Source organism: Ollibium composti (genome assembly GCF_004801285.1).
Taxonomy (GTDB): Bacteria; Pseudomonadota; Alphaproteobacteria; order Rhizobiales; family Rhizobiaceae; genus Mesorhizobium; species Mesorhizobium composti.
Genome location: NZ_SSNY01000001.1, coordinates 22,666 through 40,621, shown reverse-complemented (window position 1 = coordinate 40,621; position 17,956 = coordinate 22,666). Strand labels below are relative to the sequence as shown.

Here is a 17,956-nt window from a genome sequence, read left to right as displayed (position 1 = left end):
CGCAAACCCTCGATATGGGAATCGGGCGGTTCGCTGTAGCTTTTGTTTTCGCATCGCTTTTGCCGAAAACCGGTATCCACTTTTCGGCGCGATACCCTAATATTCTTTTTCGTAGAAGATGCCGCCCTTGGCCTCGCCGGCATCCGACGCCTCGCCGCGCAGCTTCAGCCCGCGGCCGACATCGAGGTCGATTCGCGCCTTGCCGGAGCCGGGCTTTTCGCCCTTCTGGATGGTCACATAGGTGCGGTCGTTGAGGTATTTTCCCGCCGACACCGATGTTCCGCCCTTCTCGTCGGTGGTGACGTCGAGATCGTCGATGCCGAGGCTGTTTTGCAGCTTCTGCAACAGCGAGCTGGACCCGCCGGCGCCGGTGAGTTGCGCCACCGCGTCGGCGAGCTGGGCGATCTGCAGGGGCGACAGGTTAGACATCGAGCGGCCGAAGATCAGCCACGCCAGCACCTCGTCCTCCGGCAGGGCCGGAACGGAGGTGAAGGCGAATTTCGGATTGGTCGCCTCGCCGGTGATGGAGATGGTCACCGTCGCGTCGGTGGCCGTCGTCTCGGCCGCCAGCGAGATGTAGGGGATCACCGATCCCGAGAACGTCATCGTGCCTTGCGTGAAGGTCAGCCGCTTGCCAAGGATGCCGAGGCGCCCGCGCAACAGGTTGAACTGGCCGACGGCCTGAGGTGCCGAAGCCGGGCCGGTCAGCCGGATCGAGCCGCCGAGCTCGGCATCCAGCCCCCTGCCCTGCACGAAGATCTGGTTGGGCGCGTTGACAGCGATGTCGAGCGTCGGCCCGCCCCCGCTGCCGCCGCCTCCGCCGCCGGTATCGGCCGGCCGCATCGCCTTGTCCTGCGCGCGCACGTCGGCCGGCGCGTTCTTGCGCTTGACGTCGAGCGCCGAGATCGAGCCAGGCAGCCGGTCGGGAACGGTGACGACGGTGCGGCCGAGATTGACCGTGCCCGAAATCACCGGCGCCAGCGCCAGCTGTCCCTTCACCGCCAGATCGCCGGAGAAATTGGCCGTAACCAGCCGCCCGTCGCTGTAGCGCCCGTTGGCGAGCTTGATGGTGAGGTCGGCCGGGAAGCCGCCGGCCGGATCGATGCCGACCGATCCGCTGACCGAAAGCGCTCCGCCGGTCGACAGGTTGCCGGTCAGCCGCTCGATGTTGGCGCGCTTGCCGCCGAAGGTGACGCGCGCGCCGATGTCGTTGATGGCGATGCCGGAGCCGGCATGGATGAAGCGCGCACCGGCCGTTGTGACCGAGCCGGTTATGTCCGGTGCGGTGGCCGGCCCGCGCACGCCGAGCGCCACGTCGGCCGATCCGCTGAGCGAAAGGCCCTGCTGGGCGAGCTTGGCGGAGAGGAAGCCGAACGGCACGCGCCCGGAAATGTCGAGCGCCAGCGCCGGCGTGCCGGCGACCGTCACCGTGCCGCCAGCCTTCAGGCCGATACCTGAGCCTTCGTTGGCGGTCGCGTTGAAGGTCAGCTTGTTGGCGGCGAAGGTGCCGGCCGAGGCAATGCCGATACCGCCGAGCCCGGCGCCGCGCGACTGCGCGGCCTGGATGCCGGTGCCCTTGATGTCATAGGTGACGGACGGGTTGGCGGCTTGTCCGGTCACCTTCACCGTGCCGGACAGCGAGCCTGCCGCATCCAGCCCGGCGACAAAATTGTTCGCCACCGCCACCGGTATGGCCGACAGCGTCACGGCCAGATCGAGCGCCGTGCCGGCGGAGCCGGTGATGATCGCACTGCCCGAGCCGATGCCGATGGTGAGCTTGTCCAGCCGCGTTACGCCGTCCTTGACGACGATGGTGGTCGGCTTGGAGACGGCCGCCTTGGCGCCGCGGAAATTCGCCTGCGCCGAGGCAAGCTCCAGCGTGGTGGTGCCATCGGCGACCTTGACGCGGCCGGCGGCCTTCGACGGAATGTCCTTCACCGTCGCGCCGCCGGAGAATGCGGTCCATTCACCGTCGCGTTTCAGGTCTATGGCGATGTCGCTGACGGTGGTGCCGCCCGAGACGACCCCGCCGGCCTTGACCGTGCCGGAAATGGCCGGCGCGGCGGTATAGTCGGCCACCAGCGCGTCGATGGCGACCTTCGCCACCGACAGGCTGTCGCGCACGATCCGTCCCGCATTGGCCTTCACCGCGACCTGCGACTTGCCGTCCTCGCTGGAGAAACGCACCGTCGCCTTGAGGTCGCCGTCCACCTTCTGGGCGGCGAGCGCCGCCAGCGGGCCGATCTCCGGCAGGTCGATATCGAGCGTCCCGACAGGCAGGAACTTGTCGTCGAGCACAAGGTTACCGCCGATGCGGCCGGGACCGAGCGTCAGCGCCAGCCCCTTGATCTCGCGGCGGCCGTCCACGGTGCGCAGCGTCGCCGTGCCGTTGAGCGGCTGGCCCGACACGTTGCCTTTCAGCTTCACGTCGGCGGCGGGGTTGGCGACGTCGGCCTTGCCCGCCGCCGTCAGCTCCAGTCCGGTGATCTGGTGGCCGGCGACCGTCAGGCCGGCGCTGTTGAGCGTGAACGACACATTCGGCGCCGTCGCCTCGCCCTCGGCCTTGATTGCGAAGCCAATGGCGCCGGCCACCTGCTCGGACAGCACCGAGAGGTCGCCGAAGTCGCCTGTCACGTCGGCCGTCATCTTGCCGTCGGTGGTCGCCATCGTGGCCTTGAGGTTGAGCGGCTTGCCCTCGACCGAGCCGGTCAGCGACACGTCGGCCGTGGGGGCCGCGATATCAGCCTTGCCGGAAGCGCTAAGCGACAGGCCGGTCACAGTCTTGCCCGATGCGACCAGTTTGTCGCTGCTGGCGGTGATGGAAAAGTCCGGCGCGGTGCGCGCGCCGCCCGCCTTGAGCGCGAAGTCGACGCCGCCGGCAAGGTCGGTGCGCGCGAGCCCCGATAACGGAGAAATATCGCCGAGACTGCCTTTCAGGTCGGCGCTAATTTCGGTGCCGGATGCGCTCGCCGTGCCGCTGGCCTTGAGCGACCCCGAGGTCAGCTCGATGGTGTTGGCCGCGAACGAGCCCTGCGGATCGCGTGTCGCGGTGGCGGAGAACTGCACCCGCTCGCCCAGCACCGGCTTGAGTTGCGGCGGCAGCGCGCTGGAAACGGCGTCGGCCTTCATGCCGAGCGTCATGGCGAGATCGGCGACGTTGAGCGTGGCATTGACCGAAGCGTTGAGCGCGTCCGAGGTCAAGGTGCCCTCGTCCAGCTTGATCTGGTCGGGACTGACGGCACCTGCAAGGTTGACCGTGACGCGGCCCGCCGCCAGCGGCGCCAGCGTTGCAACGTCGGTCTTGAGTGTGTCGGCCACCAGCGCGATCTTCACCGGACCGCTGCGGTTCTGCACGTCGAAGCCGTCGGAATGGATCTGCGCGGTAAGATCATGCACTTCCGTCCCGCCGGTGACGATGGACACGAAGTTGCCGGCGACGTCGACCATCGGCTCCTTGCCGTCGCCGAAGGCGCGCGCCGTCAGGCCCTTGACGGCGACCGTCACCGGCGCGCCGCCGGTCGGCAGGCTGAGCACCACCGGCGCATCGCGGGCCGCAAGCTCAACGGAGATGTCGGTCGCCGACTGCGGATCATACGTGCCCTTCGCGGTAAGATGGATGGCATCGCTTTCGACGTTCGCGCGCTCCACGGCGACGCCGCCACCCGGCATGGCGGTGCCGGCAATGTCGAAATCGGCCGTACCGGCCAGCAGCGGCTTCAGCATTTCCGGCAGGAAGCGCTCAAACGCGCCCTGCCCTTTGGCCTCGACGCGATGGCCCTGGTCGGTCAACTGATGGCGGCCGGACAACTGCGCCACGGTCTGACCGTCGACGTTGAAGCTTCCGCTTCCCTGCCAATCCGCCAGCGGACCGTTGCCCGACACCACGACGTCGACGGCCGGCGTGCCCGGCAGCTTGAGCAGGTTGGCGATGATGCCGCCCGCCGGCTCGGACGCCTTCACGTCGAGGTCGAGCTTGTTGTCCCGCGGCGCGAAGTTGACCTTGGCGATCACCGTCCCCTGCTGGCCGTCGCGGCGCGCGATCGTGAGGTCGCCGGCAACCGAAAGCGGGTTTGCATCGGCCTTCGCCGATCCCTTGGCCGAAAGCTCGGCGACACCGGCGCCGGCAAGCTCCTTCCCAAGCGCGATATCGGGCAGGTCGATCTGCGCGATGTCCACCGATACCGGCAGGCCCGAGCCGCCGCCCGCCTCCTTCTGCTCGCTGCCGGCAACCGGCAGCCGCGCCACCTCGATACGGCCGGCGGCGATGCGCTCGGCGCGGAAGGTCTTGGAAAGCAGCGCCAGCGGCGACCAGTCCACGGCCACGTCGCGCACCACCAGCCAGGGGCCGTTGCGGTCCTCGACCACGACATGCCCGACCCTCAGCGCACCCGACCAGATACCGTCGAGCCCGGCGATCGTCACCTTGCTGTCGGCCGACGAGGCGAGGTTGGAGACGATGCCGGCGAGGTTGTCGCGGCCGCGCTCGGTCGTCGTCAGCACCACCAGCGCGCCGACGGCAGCGGCGATCACGATGGCTACCGCGTAGAAGAAATAGCGCAGGATGCTGCTAAAGACCTTCATCGGCCGGATTGCCGGCGGAAAGAACTGAAACGGCTCTCGCCCATCGGGGACGGAGCTGTCCCACGAGGCGCAGTACCCCCACCCCTAACCCCTCCCCTCAAGGGGGAGGGGGACTCTTGGCGTGCGGCAGCTCCCCCTCCCCCTTGAGGGGAGGGGTTAGGGGTGGGGGTCGAATAACGTCGCGAAGCGTCCATTGCGACTTCCATCAGAACGCCTGCCCGATACCCGCATAGATGCCGTAGTCGGGATCGCCGGGATCGGGATTGAGCGGCACCGCGACATCGACCCTGAGCGGACCGAAAGGCGTCAGATAGCGCAGGCCGATACCGGCGCCCACCTTGAGGTCGGAAAAATCGGGGAAGGTCTTGGTGGAAACGGTGCCGGCATCGACGAAGGGCACGATGCCGATCGTGTCGGTGACGGCCACGCGCATCTCCGCCGAGGTCTCGAACCAGGACAGGCCGCCGATCGGCTGGCCATCGGCGGCCTTCGGGCCGATGCCCTGATAGGCGTAGCCGCGCACCGAGCCGCCGCCGCCGGCATAGAAGCGCCGGTCGGCCGGCACGTCCTGCAACGAGGCGCCGACGATGGAGCCGAGGCTGGCGCGGCCGGCCATGACGAACTTGCCGCCCGAATCGATCGCCTGGTAGACCGACCCCTCGCCCTTCAGCTTGACGAAGGCGGCGCCATTCAGGAGGTCGTAGCTCGGCTCGGCATAGGCCAGCAGCCGGAAGCCGCGCGTCGGGTTCAGCCGGTTGTCGCGGTTGTCGTAGACATATTGCAGCGGCACCGAGGCGATCAGGTAGTCGTGCTTGCCGAAGCTGTCAGTGATCTTGGAATAGTCGAGCGCGAACTCGGCCGACACCGTCTGCTTCTTCGTCAGTTCGTAGGACAGGCCGACGTCGCCGCGCACGGAGAAGCGGTCGTAGGCGTCGGGATGCTCATAGACCGTCTTCAGGTGGCTGTAGAACTTCGAGGCCGGTCCGAGCACGCCCGGCTTCTCGAACAGGATGCCGGCATTGTAGTTGAGCTTGGAGATGTCGTTGGCGCCGATGCCGCTAATCGAGCCGTCGATGCGCAGCTTCTCGGCGCGGCCGAACAGGTTGCGGTGTCCCCAATAGCCTTCCAGTCCCAGCCCCTCGGTGTTCGAGGCCGTGGCGCCGAGGCCGAAATAACGGAACTTGCGCTCGCTCACCTCGACGTCGATGGGAATGTTGCCCTCGGCGTCCAGCGCCTCGCCTTCCTTGAGGGTGACGCTGTTGAACACCTCCAGCCCGAGCAGCCGTTCGCGCGCCTCGTCGATCTCCTCCGGTGAATACTGGCGGCCGCGCTTCAGGCCGGTCATGTATTCGGTGAAGTCGCGGTCCACCGCCTCGGTTCCCTCGACGATGGTGTCGCCGTAGCCGGCGACCGGGCCAGCGGCGACCGTCAGCGTGACGTCAAGGGTGGCGGTCTTGTGATCGGCGACGATCTCGCGCCCGGTCACCTTGGCGAGCGGCCTTCCCTCTTCCTTCAGGGCGCGCACGATGGACGCCTCGGCCTTAAGGATCGCGCCCGAGCCTGCATCGCCGCCGGCGATCAGGCCGAAATCGGCGCTCGCCAATTGCGCGGCGTCGCCTTCGAGGCGGATGTTGCCGAGGGTGAACTTCGGACCGGCCTGCACCGTGACCGTGACCGGGATCGGCTGCGCCCCGGTGAACTCGGCGTCCGGCGGCAGGTCGTCAATGGAACGGCCCTGGATGGCGACGGTGACGACGCCCTCGTAGCGGGCGTCCTGATAGAGCGCGGCGACCAGTTGCTCGCGCTCGGCACGCGCCTTGGTGAGCAGGCCGAGCGAACCGGACACCGGGCGCTCCTCGTCCGCCTTCAGCGTCGAGGCGCTTTCCAACCTGTCCTTGAGGTCGCTATCGGCATCGGGCGCCTCGATCGTGACCGCATAACGCAGCGGATCGACGATCTCGGCGTCTTCCTTGTCGGACGCCGATTCCCACAACTTGATGCCGAACAGTTCGAAGGCGGCGGCCGGCCGGTTCACGCCGACCATGGCGGTGGCGCACAGGAGCCCGCCCGCGAGGACGCGCGAAAGCACGCGCCCCGGCGCAAACCGCTCCGTACTCCGTGTCCACCGTACCGTCACACCTGACCTTATCGCGCAAAACCTAAAATTGCAGTGAACTTCTGAAGCGCTCGTAAAGCAGCCACAATCCAATTGTCTCAATTGGCCCGGGCTTGGAACTCACACCTTTTATGCTTCGGCAAGAAAGTGTGATCCGCAGCCTGTGAACACACGCTGAACGGCGCCGGTGATGGGCTGGCGACGGCTTTCGGCCGGGTGCTCTCGACGGGCTTTGCCGGGTCCTCGCATTGACAAGCGCAACCCAAGCTTGAACATGCCGGGCATACGGGAAGCAACAAGACTTTAGAAAAGCAACGTCCTGGAGGGGTGTCATGGCATTGCGTGCGGCGCGCTTTTTCTCTGTCCTCGTCCTTCTGTTGATGGCCGCCGTAGCGGCACAGGCCGCCGAAGCCCGGCGCGTCGTCACCACCGACAATTCCGACTATTTCGGCTTCGACCTGCGCTCCGCGCAGAATGTCACGCTCGACCAGTGCAAGACGACGTGCCTCGGCGATTCGGCCTGCCGCGCCTTCACATACAACACCAAGGCCAAGTGGTGCTTCCTGAAGTCCGACTTCAACACCATCAAGCCCTTCGTCGGCGCCGTCGCCGGCAAGGTCGTGCCGGTGGACGGCGATCCCGACATCGGCGCGCCGCCGGAACTCGCCTTCTTCCCTTCCTGGATGGCCGACCAGGCTCAGCAGTACCGCAACTTCATCCTCGGCCCCGGCTTCACCAGGCCGACCGACGGCCTGAACGCGCTGATCGACGCCGCCGAAGAAGCATCGCGCAGCGGCAGCCACCGCACCGCCATGCAGAAATACGAGCAGGCGGTATCGATTCTGCCCGACGACGGCCAGTTCTGGTTGAAGGTGGCGCACGAGGCGCTTGGCGTGGATACTGCCACCGGCGGCGAAGCCGCGACCCTGCAAGCCAACGCCACCTCGGCCGCCTTCAACGGCTACAAGCTCGTGCGCACCGCCGCCTTGCGGGCCGAGGCCCTTGCCCTGCTCGCCGCGGGGCTCGACCGCCGCGACCTCTATCGCCCGGCCCTGCAGGCCTATGAGGCGAGCCTTGCGCTGGTCAACTCCGCCGCCGTGCAGGCCGCCTACGAGGACCTGAAGGCGCGCAAGGGCTTTCGCGTCGTCGATCACTCGGTCGATGCCGACACCAGCGCGCCGCGCATCTGCGCGCAGTTTTCCGAAGAACTGGTCAAGACCGGCATCGATTACGCCCAGTTCGTCACCGTCGACGGCCATGCGCCGAAAGGCGTCGAGGCCAAGGACAAGCAGATCTGCGTCGAGGGGCTGGAGCATGGCCAGCACTATGACGTGACCTTCCGGCCCGGCCTGCCGGCAGCCATCGGCGAGGTGATCTCCACGCCGATCGTGCTGTCCGTCTACGTGCAGGACCGCGCGCCGTCCGCCCGCTTCACCGGCGACAGCTTCGTGCTGCCGGCCGGCGCCCGCCGCGGCATTCCGGTCGTCACCGTCAACATGGACGCCGCTGCGATGAAGCTCTACCGCATCGGCGACCGCTCGCTGGCGCAGCTTCTGTCGGGCTGGCAGTTCCTGCGCCAGCTCGACGGCTACGACGTCTCCAACATCTCCGACCAGATGGGCGAGCCCGTATGGGAAGGCCGCATGGAGATCGCCAACGCGCTGAACAAGGAGGTGACCACCTCCTTCCCGGTCGACGAGGCGCTGCCCGAGCGCAAGCCCGGCGTCTATATCCTGACCGCCCAGGCGGTCGACGACCACAGCGAGGAATACGATTCGCGCGCCACCCAGTGGTTCGTCGTCTCCGACATCGGGCTTTCCACCTATACCGGCCAGGACGGGCTTTCGGTCTTCGCCCGCTCGCTCGGCACCGCCAAGCCGATCCAGGGCGCCGAGCTCACGCTGCTCGCCCGCAACAACGAGATACTCGGCACCGCCACCACCGACGCCGAAGGCAAAGCGGTGTTCAATCCCGGCCTGACGCGCGGCGAAGGCGGCATGGTGCCGGCCGTGCTGATGGCCAAGCAGAGCGACCAGGACTTCGTCTTCCTCGACATGACCAAGGCCGGCTTCGACCTTTCCGATCGTGGCGTGGAAGGCCGGCCAGCACCCGGCGCGCTCGACCTCTATGCCTGGACCGAGCGCGGCATCTACCGCGCCGGCGAGGTGGTGCATGTCGCCGCCCTTGCCCGCGACGATTCGGCCAAGGCGGTCGAGAACCTGCCGCTGACCTTCATCTTCACACGGCCTGACGGTGTGGAAGCGCGGCGCGTCGTAGTCGACACGCCTTCGGCCGGCGGCTATGCCGTCGACCTGCCGCTCGAGCCCAACGCTATGCGCGGCACCTGGACGGTGGCGATCCACACCGATCCCAAGCAGGCGGCGGTGACCAGCCATATGTTCCTGGTCGAGGATTTCGTCCCCGATCGCATCGAATTCGACCTGTCCGCCGACAGGACCGAGATCGCCCGGGGCGAGACGGCCAACGTCACCGTCGACGGCCGCTTCCTCTATGGCGCGCCGGCCGCCGGCTTGGCGCTGGAAGGCGAGACGACGTTGTCGGCGACCCGCGACTGGGACCGCTTCAAGGGCTTTTCCTTCGGCCTCGCCGACGAGCAGACGGCCGAACCCTCCGTGACGCCGCTGGCCGACCTGCCGCTGGTCGGCGACGACGGCAAGGCTACCTTCCCGGTGACGGTGGATCAGCTCCCCTCCACCACCAAGCTGGTCAAGGCCAAGGTGACGGTGCGCATGCGCGAGACGGGCGGCCGCGCAGTCGAGCGCTCGCTTGACATCGGCGTGCGCCCGCAGGGCCAGATGATCGGCGTCCGTCCCGATTTCGCCAATGACGAGGTGCCGCAGGGCGGCACCGCCAAATTCTCCGTCATCGCCGTCGATGCCGACGGCAAGCGCGAGGCGCTGAAAGGCGCGCTGTGGTCGCTGGTCAAGGTCGAGCGCAACTACCAGTGGTATCGCAACGGCAGCTCGTGGAACTACGAGCCTGTCGAATTCACCAAGTCGGTCGCCAACGGCACCCTCGATGTCGCCGCCGACGGCGAGGCGACCGTCTCGGTTCCGATCGACTGGGGCCGCTACCGCCTGCAGGTCGAGACGACCGATCCGGAAGGGCCGGCCACCAGCTACGAGTTCTACGGCGGCTGGTACGTCGACGTCTCCTCGACCGAGACGCCGGACGCGCTGGAGATCGCGCTGGACAAGGACAAGTACGCCGCCGGCGAAGTCGCCAAGCTGAAGGTTTCGCCGCACTATGCCGGCGAACTGCTGGTGACCATCGGCGCCGACAAGCTGCTTAAGACGGTTTCCGCCTCGATCCCCGCCGACGGCGGTACGGTCGACATCCCGGTTGGCGAGGACTGGGGCGCCGGCGCCTATGTCACCGCTACGCTGTTCAGGCCCGGCGACGGGCAGGAAACGCGCATGCCCGCCCGCGCCATCGGCGTGAAATGGCTGGCCGTCGATCCCGGCTCGAAGAAGCTTGCCGTGACGCTGACGCCGCCGGAAAAAATGGAGCCGCGCCGCACGCTCTCCGTCCCCGTCGCGGTGGCGGGCGCCGAAGCCGGCGATCAAGCCTATGTCACGGTGGCTGCCGTCGATGTCGGCATCCTCAACCTCACCAACTACAAGGCGCCCGATCCTGACGGCTGGTATTTCGGCCAGCGCATGATGGGGCTGGAACTGCGCGACCTCTACGGCCGCCTCATCGACGGCTCGCTCGGCGCGACCGGCAGGTTGCGTACCGGCGGCGACGGTGCGGCCATGCAGAGCCAAGGCAATCCGCCGACCGAAAAGCTGGTCGCCTTCTTCTCCGGTATCGTCGAGCTCGATGCCGACGGCAAGGCGACGGTCGATTTCGACCTGCCGCAGTTCAACGGCACCGTGCGCGTCATGGCCGTCGCCTGGACGAAGGAGGCGGTCGGCCATGCCCAGACGGACGTGATCGTGCGCGATCCGGTCGTGCTCACCGCCGGCCTGCCACGCTTCCTGGCGCCGGGCGATTCGGCCGCCATGCGCCTTGACGTCACCAACACCGACGGCCCCGACGGCGATTACGCCGTGGCGATCGAATCCACCGGCGGCCTGTCGATCGGCACCGACGGCGTGCCCGAAAAACTGACGCTGGCTTCGGGCAAGCGCCAGACCTTCACGGTGCCGCTGACGGCCGTCACCGCCGGCGATTCCTCGATCACGGTGCGGCTCTCGCATGAGGGCGGCCCGGAGGTCGAGCAGACGCTGTTCCTGCCGATCCGGCCCTCGCAACTGCCGGTCACCACCCGCCTCGTGGTGGACCTGAAGGCCGGCGGCTCGCTGCGCGTCGACCGCGAATTGCTGGCCGCGAGCCTGCTGGAAGGCGCTTCGGTCAGCGTCGGCGTCTCGCAGGCGGCCGCCTTCGACGTGCCCTCGCTGCTGCTCTCTCTCGACCAGTATCCCTATGGCTGCGCCGAGCAGACGACCAGCCGGGCGCTTCCGCTGCTCTATATGTCGGAGATGGCGAAGCCCTACGGCATCGCCGAGGACCCGGAGTTGCATGAGCGTGTGCAGCAGGCGATCTACCGCGTCCTCAGCTACCAGGCCTCCGCCGGCTCCTTCGGCCTGTGGGCGCCGGGCTCGGGTGACCTGTGGCTGGACGCCTACGTCACCGACTTCCTCACCCGCGCGCGGGAAGCGAAGTACGACGTGCCGGCGCTCGCCGTAAACCAGGCGCTGGCGAACCTGCAGAACGGGCTCGGCTACGACCAGAACGTGCAGGATCGCGGCAGCGAGATCGCCTATGCGCTCTACGTGCTGGCGCGCAACAAGAAGGCCTCGGTCGGCGACCTGCGCTACTATGCCGATACACAACTGGAGGCCTTCTCCAGCCCGATGGCGGTGGCGCAGCTCGGTGCGGCCCTTGCCCTCTACGGCGACGCCCAGCGCTCGGAAGCGACCTTCCAGGCCGCCCTCCAGCTCGCCAACGCGACGCCGAACTACGACTGGTACCGCTCCGACTACGGCTCGAAGCTGCGCGACGGCGCCGCCATGCTCGCGCTCGCCGCCGAATCGAAGCCCGTGCCGTCCATCGTGCCGGAACTGGTCAGGATGGTGACGAGGGATCGCGCCCTGAAGACCTGGACCAGCACGCAGGATGAAGCCTGGATGCTGCTCGCCGCCCGTGCGCTGAAGGAGGGCAACAATTCCATCCAGCTCTCCATCGACAGCCAGCCGCACAGCGGCGCCTGGGCGACCACCGTCAGCGGCGACGATCTTCAGGCCAGCCCCATCACGGTCGCCAACACCGGCAAGGACGCCTTGCAGGCGGTGGTGACGACCGTCGCGGCGCCGGCTCAGCCGCTGCCCGCCGGCGGCGACGGCTTCACGATCGAGCGCACCTACTACCGGCTCGACGGGACCGAAGCCAACGTCACCGAGGTGAACCAGAACGAACGCTTCGTCGTCGTGCTCAAGGTGCACGAGAACAACGACTGGCAGCAGCGGGTTCTCATCACCGACCTGTTGCCCGGCGGCTTCGAGATAGACAATCCGGGCCTCGTCTCCAGCGCCCAGCTGTCGAACTTCTCGTGGCTGGCGCAGACCGACGCGGCGCATCTGGAATTCCGCGACGACCGTTTCGTCGCCGCCTTCAACCCGAGCCAGGACAGCCGCGACATGACGCTCGCCTATGTCGTGCGCGCGGTGACGCCCGGCGTCTACGCCCACCCCGCGGCCAGCGTGGAGGATATGTACCGGCCGCAATACTCGGCCCGCACCGCCACCGGCATGATGGAAGTGAAGGCGCCGTAGTCCGGCGCTTTCAGAGAGCAACTGCCGATGGCATTGCGTATTACCCCCACCCCTAACCCCTCCCCGCAAGGGGGAGGGGAACACGGCCGCCCTTCCCCACGCCGTAGCGATCAACCCTGGACGTGGGGCGGCCGCGCTGACGAGTCCCCCTCCCCCTTGCGGGGAGGGGCTAGGGGTGGGGGTTTGCCGCCATATGCGATCGCCCTGCCGTTTACAGGCAGAGGGTGAGGGGCGGCGCCATGCTTTCCCGAAAAATTCTTCGCCGCATCGCCTGGAGCACCGGCGCCTTCGCCGCCCTCCTCGCCATCTCGGCCATCGCCCTGTGGCAGTTCGACCGCATCTACCCCCCGCCGCTCGACAGCCAGTCGGCGACCTCGGCCGAGGTGCTCGACCGCGACGGCCAGTTGCTGCGCGCCTTCGCCACGCCGGACGGCTACTGGCGGCTGGCCACCAGCCTCGACAAGGTGGACCGGAACTTCGTCGACATGCTGGTCGCCTACGAAGACAAACGCTTCTGGAACCACCCCGGCATCGACCTTCTGGCGATCGGCCGCGCGGCGCTGCAACTCGTCACCAACGGCCGCATCGTCTCCGGCGGCTCGACGCTTTCCATGCAGCTCGCCCGGCTGATCGAGCCGCGCGACAGCCGCTCGGTCGCCTCCAAGGTGAAGCAGGTGTTGCGCGCGCTCCAGATCGAGCGGCGGTTGACCAAGCGCGAGATCCTGGAACGCTACCTGACGCTGGCGCCCTACGGCGGCAACCTAGAAGGCGTGCGTGCCGCTTCGCTCGCCTATTTCGGCAAGGAACCGGCGCGACTGACCGTTTCGGAGTCCGCCCTTCTGGTCGCGTTGCCGCAACTGCCGGAGAAGCGCCGGCCGGACCGCAACGCGCTGATCGCCCAGGCCGCGCGCGACCGCGTGCTGCAGCGCATGGTGTCGGCCGGCCGGCTCTCCGAGCGCGAGGCCGCGCGCGCCGCTGTCGACCCGGTGCCGGACCTGCGCCGTCCTCTGCCCGCACTCGCCGCCCATGCCGCCTATTCGGCGCTGAAAAGGATCGAGCCCGGCAAGCCGCTGCAACTGACCGTCAAGAAGAGCGTGCAGGCGGGGCTGGAAGCCGTCGCCCGCGATGCCGCCAAGCGCCTCGGGCCGAAGCTCTCCGTCGCCATGGTCATGGCCGATTCCCGCACCGGCGAGATTCTGGGCGAAGTCGGCTCGGCCGACTTCTTCAACGCCGGCCGCTCCGGCTGGATCGACATGACGCGCGTGCTGCGCTCGCCAGGCTCCACCCTGAAACCCTTCATCTACGGCCTCGCCTTCGAGCAGGGCATGGTCGCGCAGGAGACGATGATCGAGGACAGCCCGGCCGATTTCGGCGGCTACCGGCCGAAGAACTTCGACATGGGCTACCAGGGCGACGTCACCATCCGCCAGGCCTTACAACTGTCGCTCAACGTGCCGGCGGTCCGCGTGCTCGACGGGGTCGGCCCGGCGCGGCTGCTGGCGCGCTTCCGGCAGGCCGGCGTCAACCCGACCCTGCCGATCAACGAAGCGCCCGGCCTCGCCATCGGGCTCGGCGGCGTCGGCATCAGCCTGCGCGACCTGGTGCAGCTCTATACGGGCCTCGCCAATGGCGGCAAGGTGCATGCGTTGCGCGACGGCACCGAGGCGACGCCCGTCGACAACACGGCCGCCACGATCCTCGACGATCAGGCCGCCTGGCAGATCGCCGATATCCTGCGCGGCGTGAAGCCGCCGCAGGGCGCCCTGCCCCGCGGCATCGCCTACAAGACCGGCACTTCCTACGGCTACCGCGACGCCTGGTCCGTCGGCTTCGACGGCCGCTACGTGCTGGGCGTGTGGGTCGGCTGTGCCGATGCAAGCGCCGTGCCGGGCCTCTCCGGCTACGTCTCGGCCGCCCCCATCCTGTTCGAGGGCTTCGTCCGCTCCGGCTTGCCGGCCATGCCGCTGCCGTCGCGTCCGGCCGGCGTCTTCAGCCCGAAACGCGAGGAGTTGCCGGTGACGCTCGTCCGCTTCGGCCCGGCATCCGACGGCCGCTCAGTGGCGGGGCCGTCCGAGCCGGCGCCGCGCATCGTCTTCCCGCCCGACGGCGCCCGCGTCGACCTGGCGCCCGCCACGGCGCAGGCGACGCCGCTGGTGCTGAAATTGCAGGGCGGCCGTGCGCCGTTCCGCTGGCTGGCGAACGGCAGGCCCCTCGCCGGGGTGGACCGCACCCGCACCGCCACCTGGCTGCCGGACGGCGCCGGTTATTCGACGCTGACCGTCATCGACGCGGCCGGCCGCGCCGCCAGCGTCAAGGTGTTCGTGGAATAGACGGCCGCCTTGTAGAGTCGGTGGATCGCGCCGCGCCGCCACTTGCCGGAAGGCGCCGCCTCTCTAATTGACGCTCTCGGCATACGGCCGGGCGCCACTGCCAAGCGAAATCATTTTCAAAAGGAGGAGCAAAAGACCCGAAATTTTCCGCGATGGATCGAAAAAGGCAACATTGAGTGCATTCAAATTCTACCAAATCGATAGAGTAGAAATGTGTTCAACGGAGGCTGAAATGACCCATCCTCATTTCAACAACCTGCTCGTGAAATCTCTCCTCGGCGCGCTCGTCGCCGGTTCCGTCCAGTTCGGCACGCTCGGTTTCGCGTTCGCCGACACGACGATCCTCAACGTTTCCTATGACCCGACACGTGAACTCTACAAAGCCTATGACGACCTGTTCGCCAGGCATTGGAAGGACCAGACCGGCGAAACTGTCACCATCCAGCAATCGCACGGCGGTTCCGGCGCGCAGGCGCGTGCCGTCATCGACGGCCTCGACGCCGACGTAGTGACGCTGGCCCTCGAAAGCGACATCGACGCCATCGCCAGCAAGACCAAGAAGATCCCACCGGACTGGCGCGGCAAGTTCGAAAACAACTCCGCTCCATACACGTCGACCATCATCTTCCTGGTGCGCAAGGGCAATCCCAAGGGCATCCACGACTGGAACGACCTCGTCAAGGACGGCGTTCAGGTCATCACCCCCAACCCCAAGACCTCCGGCGGCGCGCGCTGGAACTACCTCGCCGCCTGGGCCTATGCCAACGCGCAGGACGGCAGAGACGAGACCAAGACCAAGGAATTCATCGGCAATCTCTACTCACACGTTCCCGTGCTCGACACCGGCGCGCGCGGCTCGACCGTGACCTTCGCCCAGAAGGGCCTCGGCGACGTGCTTTTGGCCTGGGAGAACGAGGCCTTCCTCGCGCTGGACGAGTTCGGAGCCGAGAATTTCGACATCGTCTATCCGTCGTCGTCCATCCTGGCCGAGCCGCCGGTGGCGGTCGTCGACGGCAATGTCGACGCCAAGGGCACGCGCAAGGTGGCGGAGGAATACCTGAAATACCTCTATTCCAAGGAAGCCCAGGCGATCATCGCGAAGAACCACTACCGGCCGAGCAAACCCGACCTTGTCGATAAGGCCGACCTGGCCTGGCAGAAGGACATCAAGCTCGTCACCATCGACGACCCGCAGTTCGGTGGCTGGAAGAAAGCACAGCCCTATCACTTCGGCGACGGGGGCATCTTCGATCAGGTCTACAAGCCGGCGCAATAGGAGACGGTGCGCCAAAGGGGCACTGAGCCGGGAAAAGCCGCAGGAACGGCTTTCCCGCCCCAAGCGCCGCCGTTATAGCGAACAACCGCGGTTGATCAGGAAGGGACGATCGACAACGACATGAGCAACGCAACCACCCGCACGGGGTGGCGGTTCAGGCAGCCGAGTGTCATTCCCGGTTTCGGGTTGACGCTCGGCTTCTCGCTTGCCTACCTCACCCTCATCATCCTGATCCCGCTGTCCGGCCTTGCATGGCGCTCGGCCGCCCTCGGCTGGGCCGATTTCTGGCGCATCGCGCTCGACCGGCGCACCCTTCACGCCCTTGAAATCAGCTTCGGCACCGCGCTGATCGCCGCCGCCGTCAACGTCGTCTTCGGCACCATCGTCGCCTGGGTGCTGGTCCGCTACCAGTTTCCCGGCCGGCGCATCGTCGACGCCATGGTCGACCTGCCCTTCGCGCTGCCGACGGCGGTGGCTGGCATCGCGCTGACCACGCTCTACGCACCCAACGGCTGGCTGGGAAAGCCGCTGATGGCGCTCGGCATCAAGGTCGCCTATTCGCCGCTCGGCATCGTCATGGCGCTGATCTTCATCGGCCTGCCTTTCGTCGTGCGCACGGTGCAGCCGATCATCGAGGAGATCGACAAGGAAGTGGAGGAGGCGGCCGCGACGCTCGGCGCCAGCCGCTTCCAGACTATCACCCGTGTGCTGGCGCCGGGGCTGCTGCCGGCCGTCGTCACCGGCTTCGCGCTGGCCTTCGCACGCGGCGTCGGCGAATACGGCTCCGTCATCTTCATCGCCGGCAACCTGCCCAACATCTCCGAGATCGCGCCGCTGCTCATCGTCATCCGGCTGGAGGAGTATAACTACGCCGCAGCCACCGCCATCGCAGCGGTCATGCTGGCGCTGTCCTTCCTGATGCTGTTCGTCATCAACCTCCTCCAGTCGTGGAGCCGCAAGCGCTATGGCTGACCCGCACATCGAGACCTACGATCCCGAGCACGAGGCGACGTCGGCGGCAATCACTGAAAGCCGCCCGGCGCGCGCGGTGTTGATGGCGATCGCCTTCGTCTTCCTGGCTCTGTTCCTCGTCCTGCCGCTCGTCGTCGTCTTCAACCAGGCCTTCGCCAAGGGCCTGGAAACCTACCTCACCTCGCTCAACGACGGCGACACGCTGTCGGCGATCAGGCTGACTCTGATCGTGGCGGCGATCTCGGTGCCGCTGAACCTCGTCTTCGGCCTCGCCGCTTCCTGGGCGATCGCCAAGTTCGAGTTCAAGGGCAAGGCCTTCCTCACCACGCTGATCGACCTGCCGTTTTCGGTGTCGCCGGTCATTTCCGGCCTCGTCTACGTGCTCCTGTTCGGTGCCCAGTCGGCGCTCGGCCCGTTCCTGAAGGCGCATGGCATCGAGATTCTGTTCGCCGTGCCGGGCATCGTGCTCGCCACCGTCTTCGTCACCTTCCCCTTCGTCGCGCGCGAGCTGATCCCGCTGATGCAGGAACAGGGCACCGGCGACGAGGAGGCCGCCCTTTCGCTCGGCGCCAGCGGTTGGCAGACCTTCTGGTACGTCACCTTGCCCAACATCAAATGGGGACTGCTCTACGGCGTGCTCCTGTGCAACGCCCGCGCCATGGGCGAGTTCGGCGCCGTCTCGGTGGTGTCGGGCCACATACGCGGCCAGACCAACACCATGCCGCTGCATGTCGAGATACTCTACAACGAATACAACGCCGTCGGCGCCTTTGCCGTCGCCTCGCTGCTGGCCGGGCTGGCGCTGGTGACGCTGGTGCTGAAGACCGTGCTTGAAATGCGCTACGGCGCCGAGATCGCCGCAACGCGCGGACACTGAGGGATT

7 protein-coding genes are annotated in these 17,956 nt (G+C 67.3%); 5 read left to right on the top strand and 2 right to left on the bottom strand.

The features are described from left to right. Positions 1-96: 96 nt before the first annotated feature. Together E6C48_RS00155 and E6C48_RS00145 are read right to left on the bottom strand one after the other, a co-directional pair. On the bottom strand, positions 97-4,581 hold the full coding sequence (locus tag E6C48_RS00155) for a translocation/assembly module TamB domain-containing protein (protein WP_136352758.1): 4,485 nt from the start codon (positions 4,579-4,581) through the stop codon (positions 97-99). Between the two features lie 205 nt (positions 4,582-4,786). After that, positions 4,787-6,625: an autotransporter assembly complex protein TamA gene (locus E6C48_RS00145; protein ID WP_136353943.1), complete on the bottom strand. Its 1,839-nt coding sequence runs from the start codon at positions 6,623-6,625 to the stop codon at positions 4,787-4,789. Positions 6,626-7,029: 404 nt separating this feature from the next. Here E6C48_RS00145 and E6C48_RS00140 point away from each other — a divergent pair, with 404 nt between their 5' ends. From E6C48_RS00140 to cysW, 5 genes are all read left to right on the top strand, one after another. Beyond that, positions 7,030-12,495 (top strand): alpha-2-macroglobulin family protein, encoded by a 5,466-nt coding sequence (locus E6C48_RS00140; protein WP_136352754.1) that lies wholly within the window; start codon positions 7,030-7,032, stop codon positions 12,493-12,495. 239 nt (positions 12,496-12,734) lie between these two features. Further along, positions 12,735-14,825 carry a penicillin-binding protein 1C gene (gene pbpC, locus E6C48_RS00135; RefSeq protein WP_136352752.1) on the top strand — a complete coding sequence of 697 codons (2,091 nt, stop codon included), beginning with the start codon at positions 12,735-12,737 and terminating at the stop codon, positions 14,823-14,825. Positions 14,826-15,057: 232 nt separating this feature from the next. Further along, positions 15,058-16,101: a sulfate ABC transporter substrate-binding protein gene (locus tag E6C48_RS00130; protein ID WP_136352749.1), complete on the top strand. Its 1,044-nt coding sequence runs from the start codon at positions 15,058-15,060 to the stop codon at positions 16,099-16,101. A gap of 120 nt (positions 16,102-16,221) precedes the next feature. Next, entirely contained in the window at positions 16,222-17,073 is an 852-nt protein-coding gene (gene cysT, locus E6C48_RS00125; RefSeq protein ID WP_136352747.1) for a sulfate ABC transporter permease subunit CysT, read from the top strand. Beyond that, a complete protein-coding gene (cysW, locus tag E6C48_RS00120) occupies positions 17,066-17,950 on the top strand; it encodes a sulfate ABC transporter permease subunit CysW (protein WP_136352745.1) in 885 nt (294 codons plus the stop codon). The genes cysT and cysW overlap by 8 nt, the downstream gene beginning before the upstream one ends. Positions 17,951-17,956 lie beyond the last annotated feature (6 nt).

Bases quoted from the DNA above. Each gene is read 5' to 3' on its own strand.
- E6C48_RS00155 (WP_136352758.1), bottom strand. From the start codon at position 4,581: ATGAAGGTCTTTAGCAGCATCCTGCGCTATTTCTTCTACGCGGTAGCC.
- E6C48_RS00145 (WP_136353943.1), bottom strand. From the start codon at position 6,625: ATGGTCGGCGTGAACCGGCCGGCCGCCGCCTTCGAACTGTTCGGCATC.
- E6C48_RS00140 (WP_136352754.1), top strand. From the start codon at position 7,030: ATGGCATTGCGTGCGGCGCGCTTTTTCTCTGTCCTCGTCCTTCTGTTG.
- pbpC (WP_136352752.1), top strand. From the start codon at position 12,735: ATGCTTTCCCGAAAAATTCTTCGCCGCATCGCCTGGAGCACCGGCGCC.
- E6C48_RS00130 (WP_136352749.1), top strand. From the start codon at position 15,058: ATGACCCATCCTCATTTCAACAACCTGCTCGTGAAATCTCTCCTCGGC.
- cysT (WP_136352747.1), top strand. From the start codon at position 16,222: ATGAGCAACGCAACCACCCGCACGGGGTGGCGGTTCAGGCAGCCGAGT.
- cysW (WP_136352745.1), top strand. From the start codon at position 17,066: ATGGCTGACCCGCACATCGAGACCTACGATCCCGAGCACGAGGCGACG.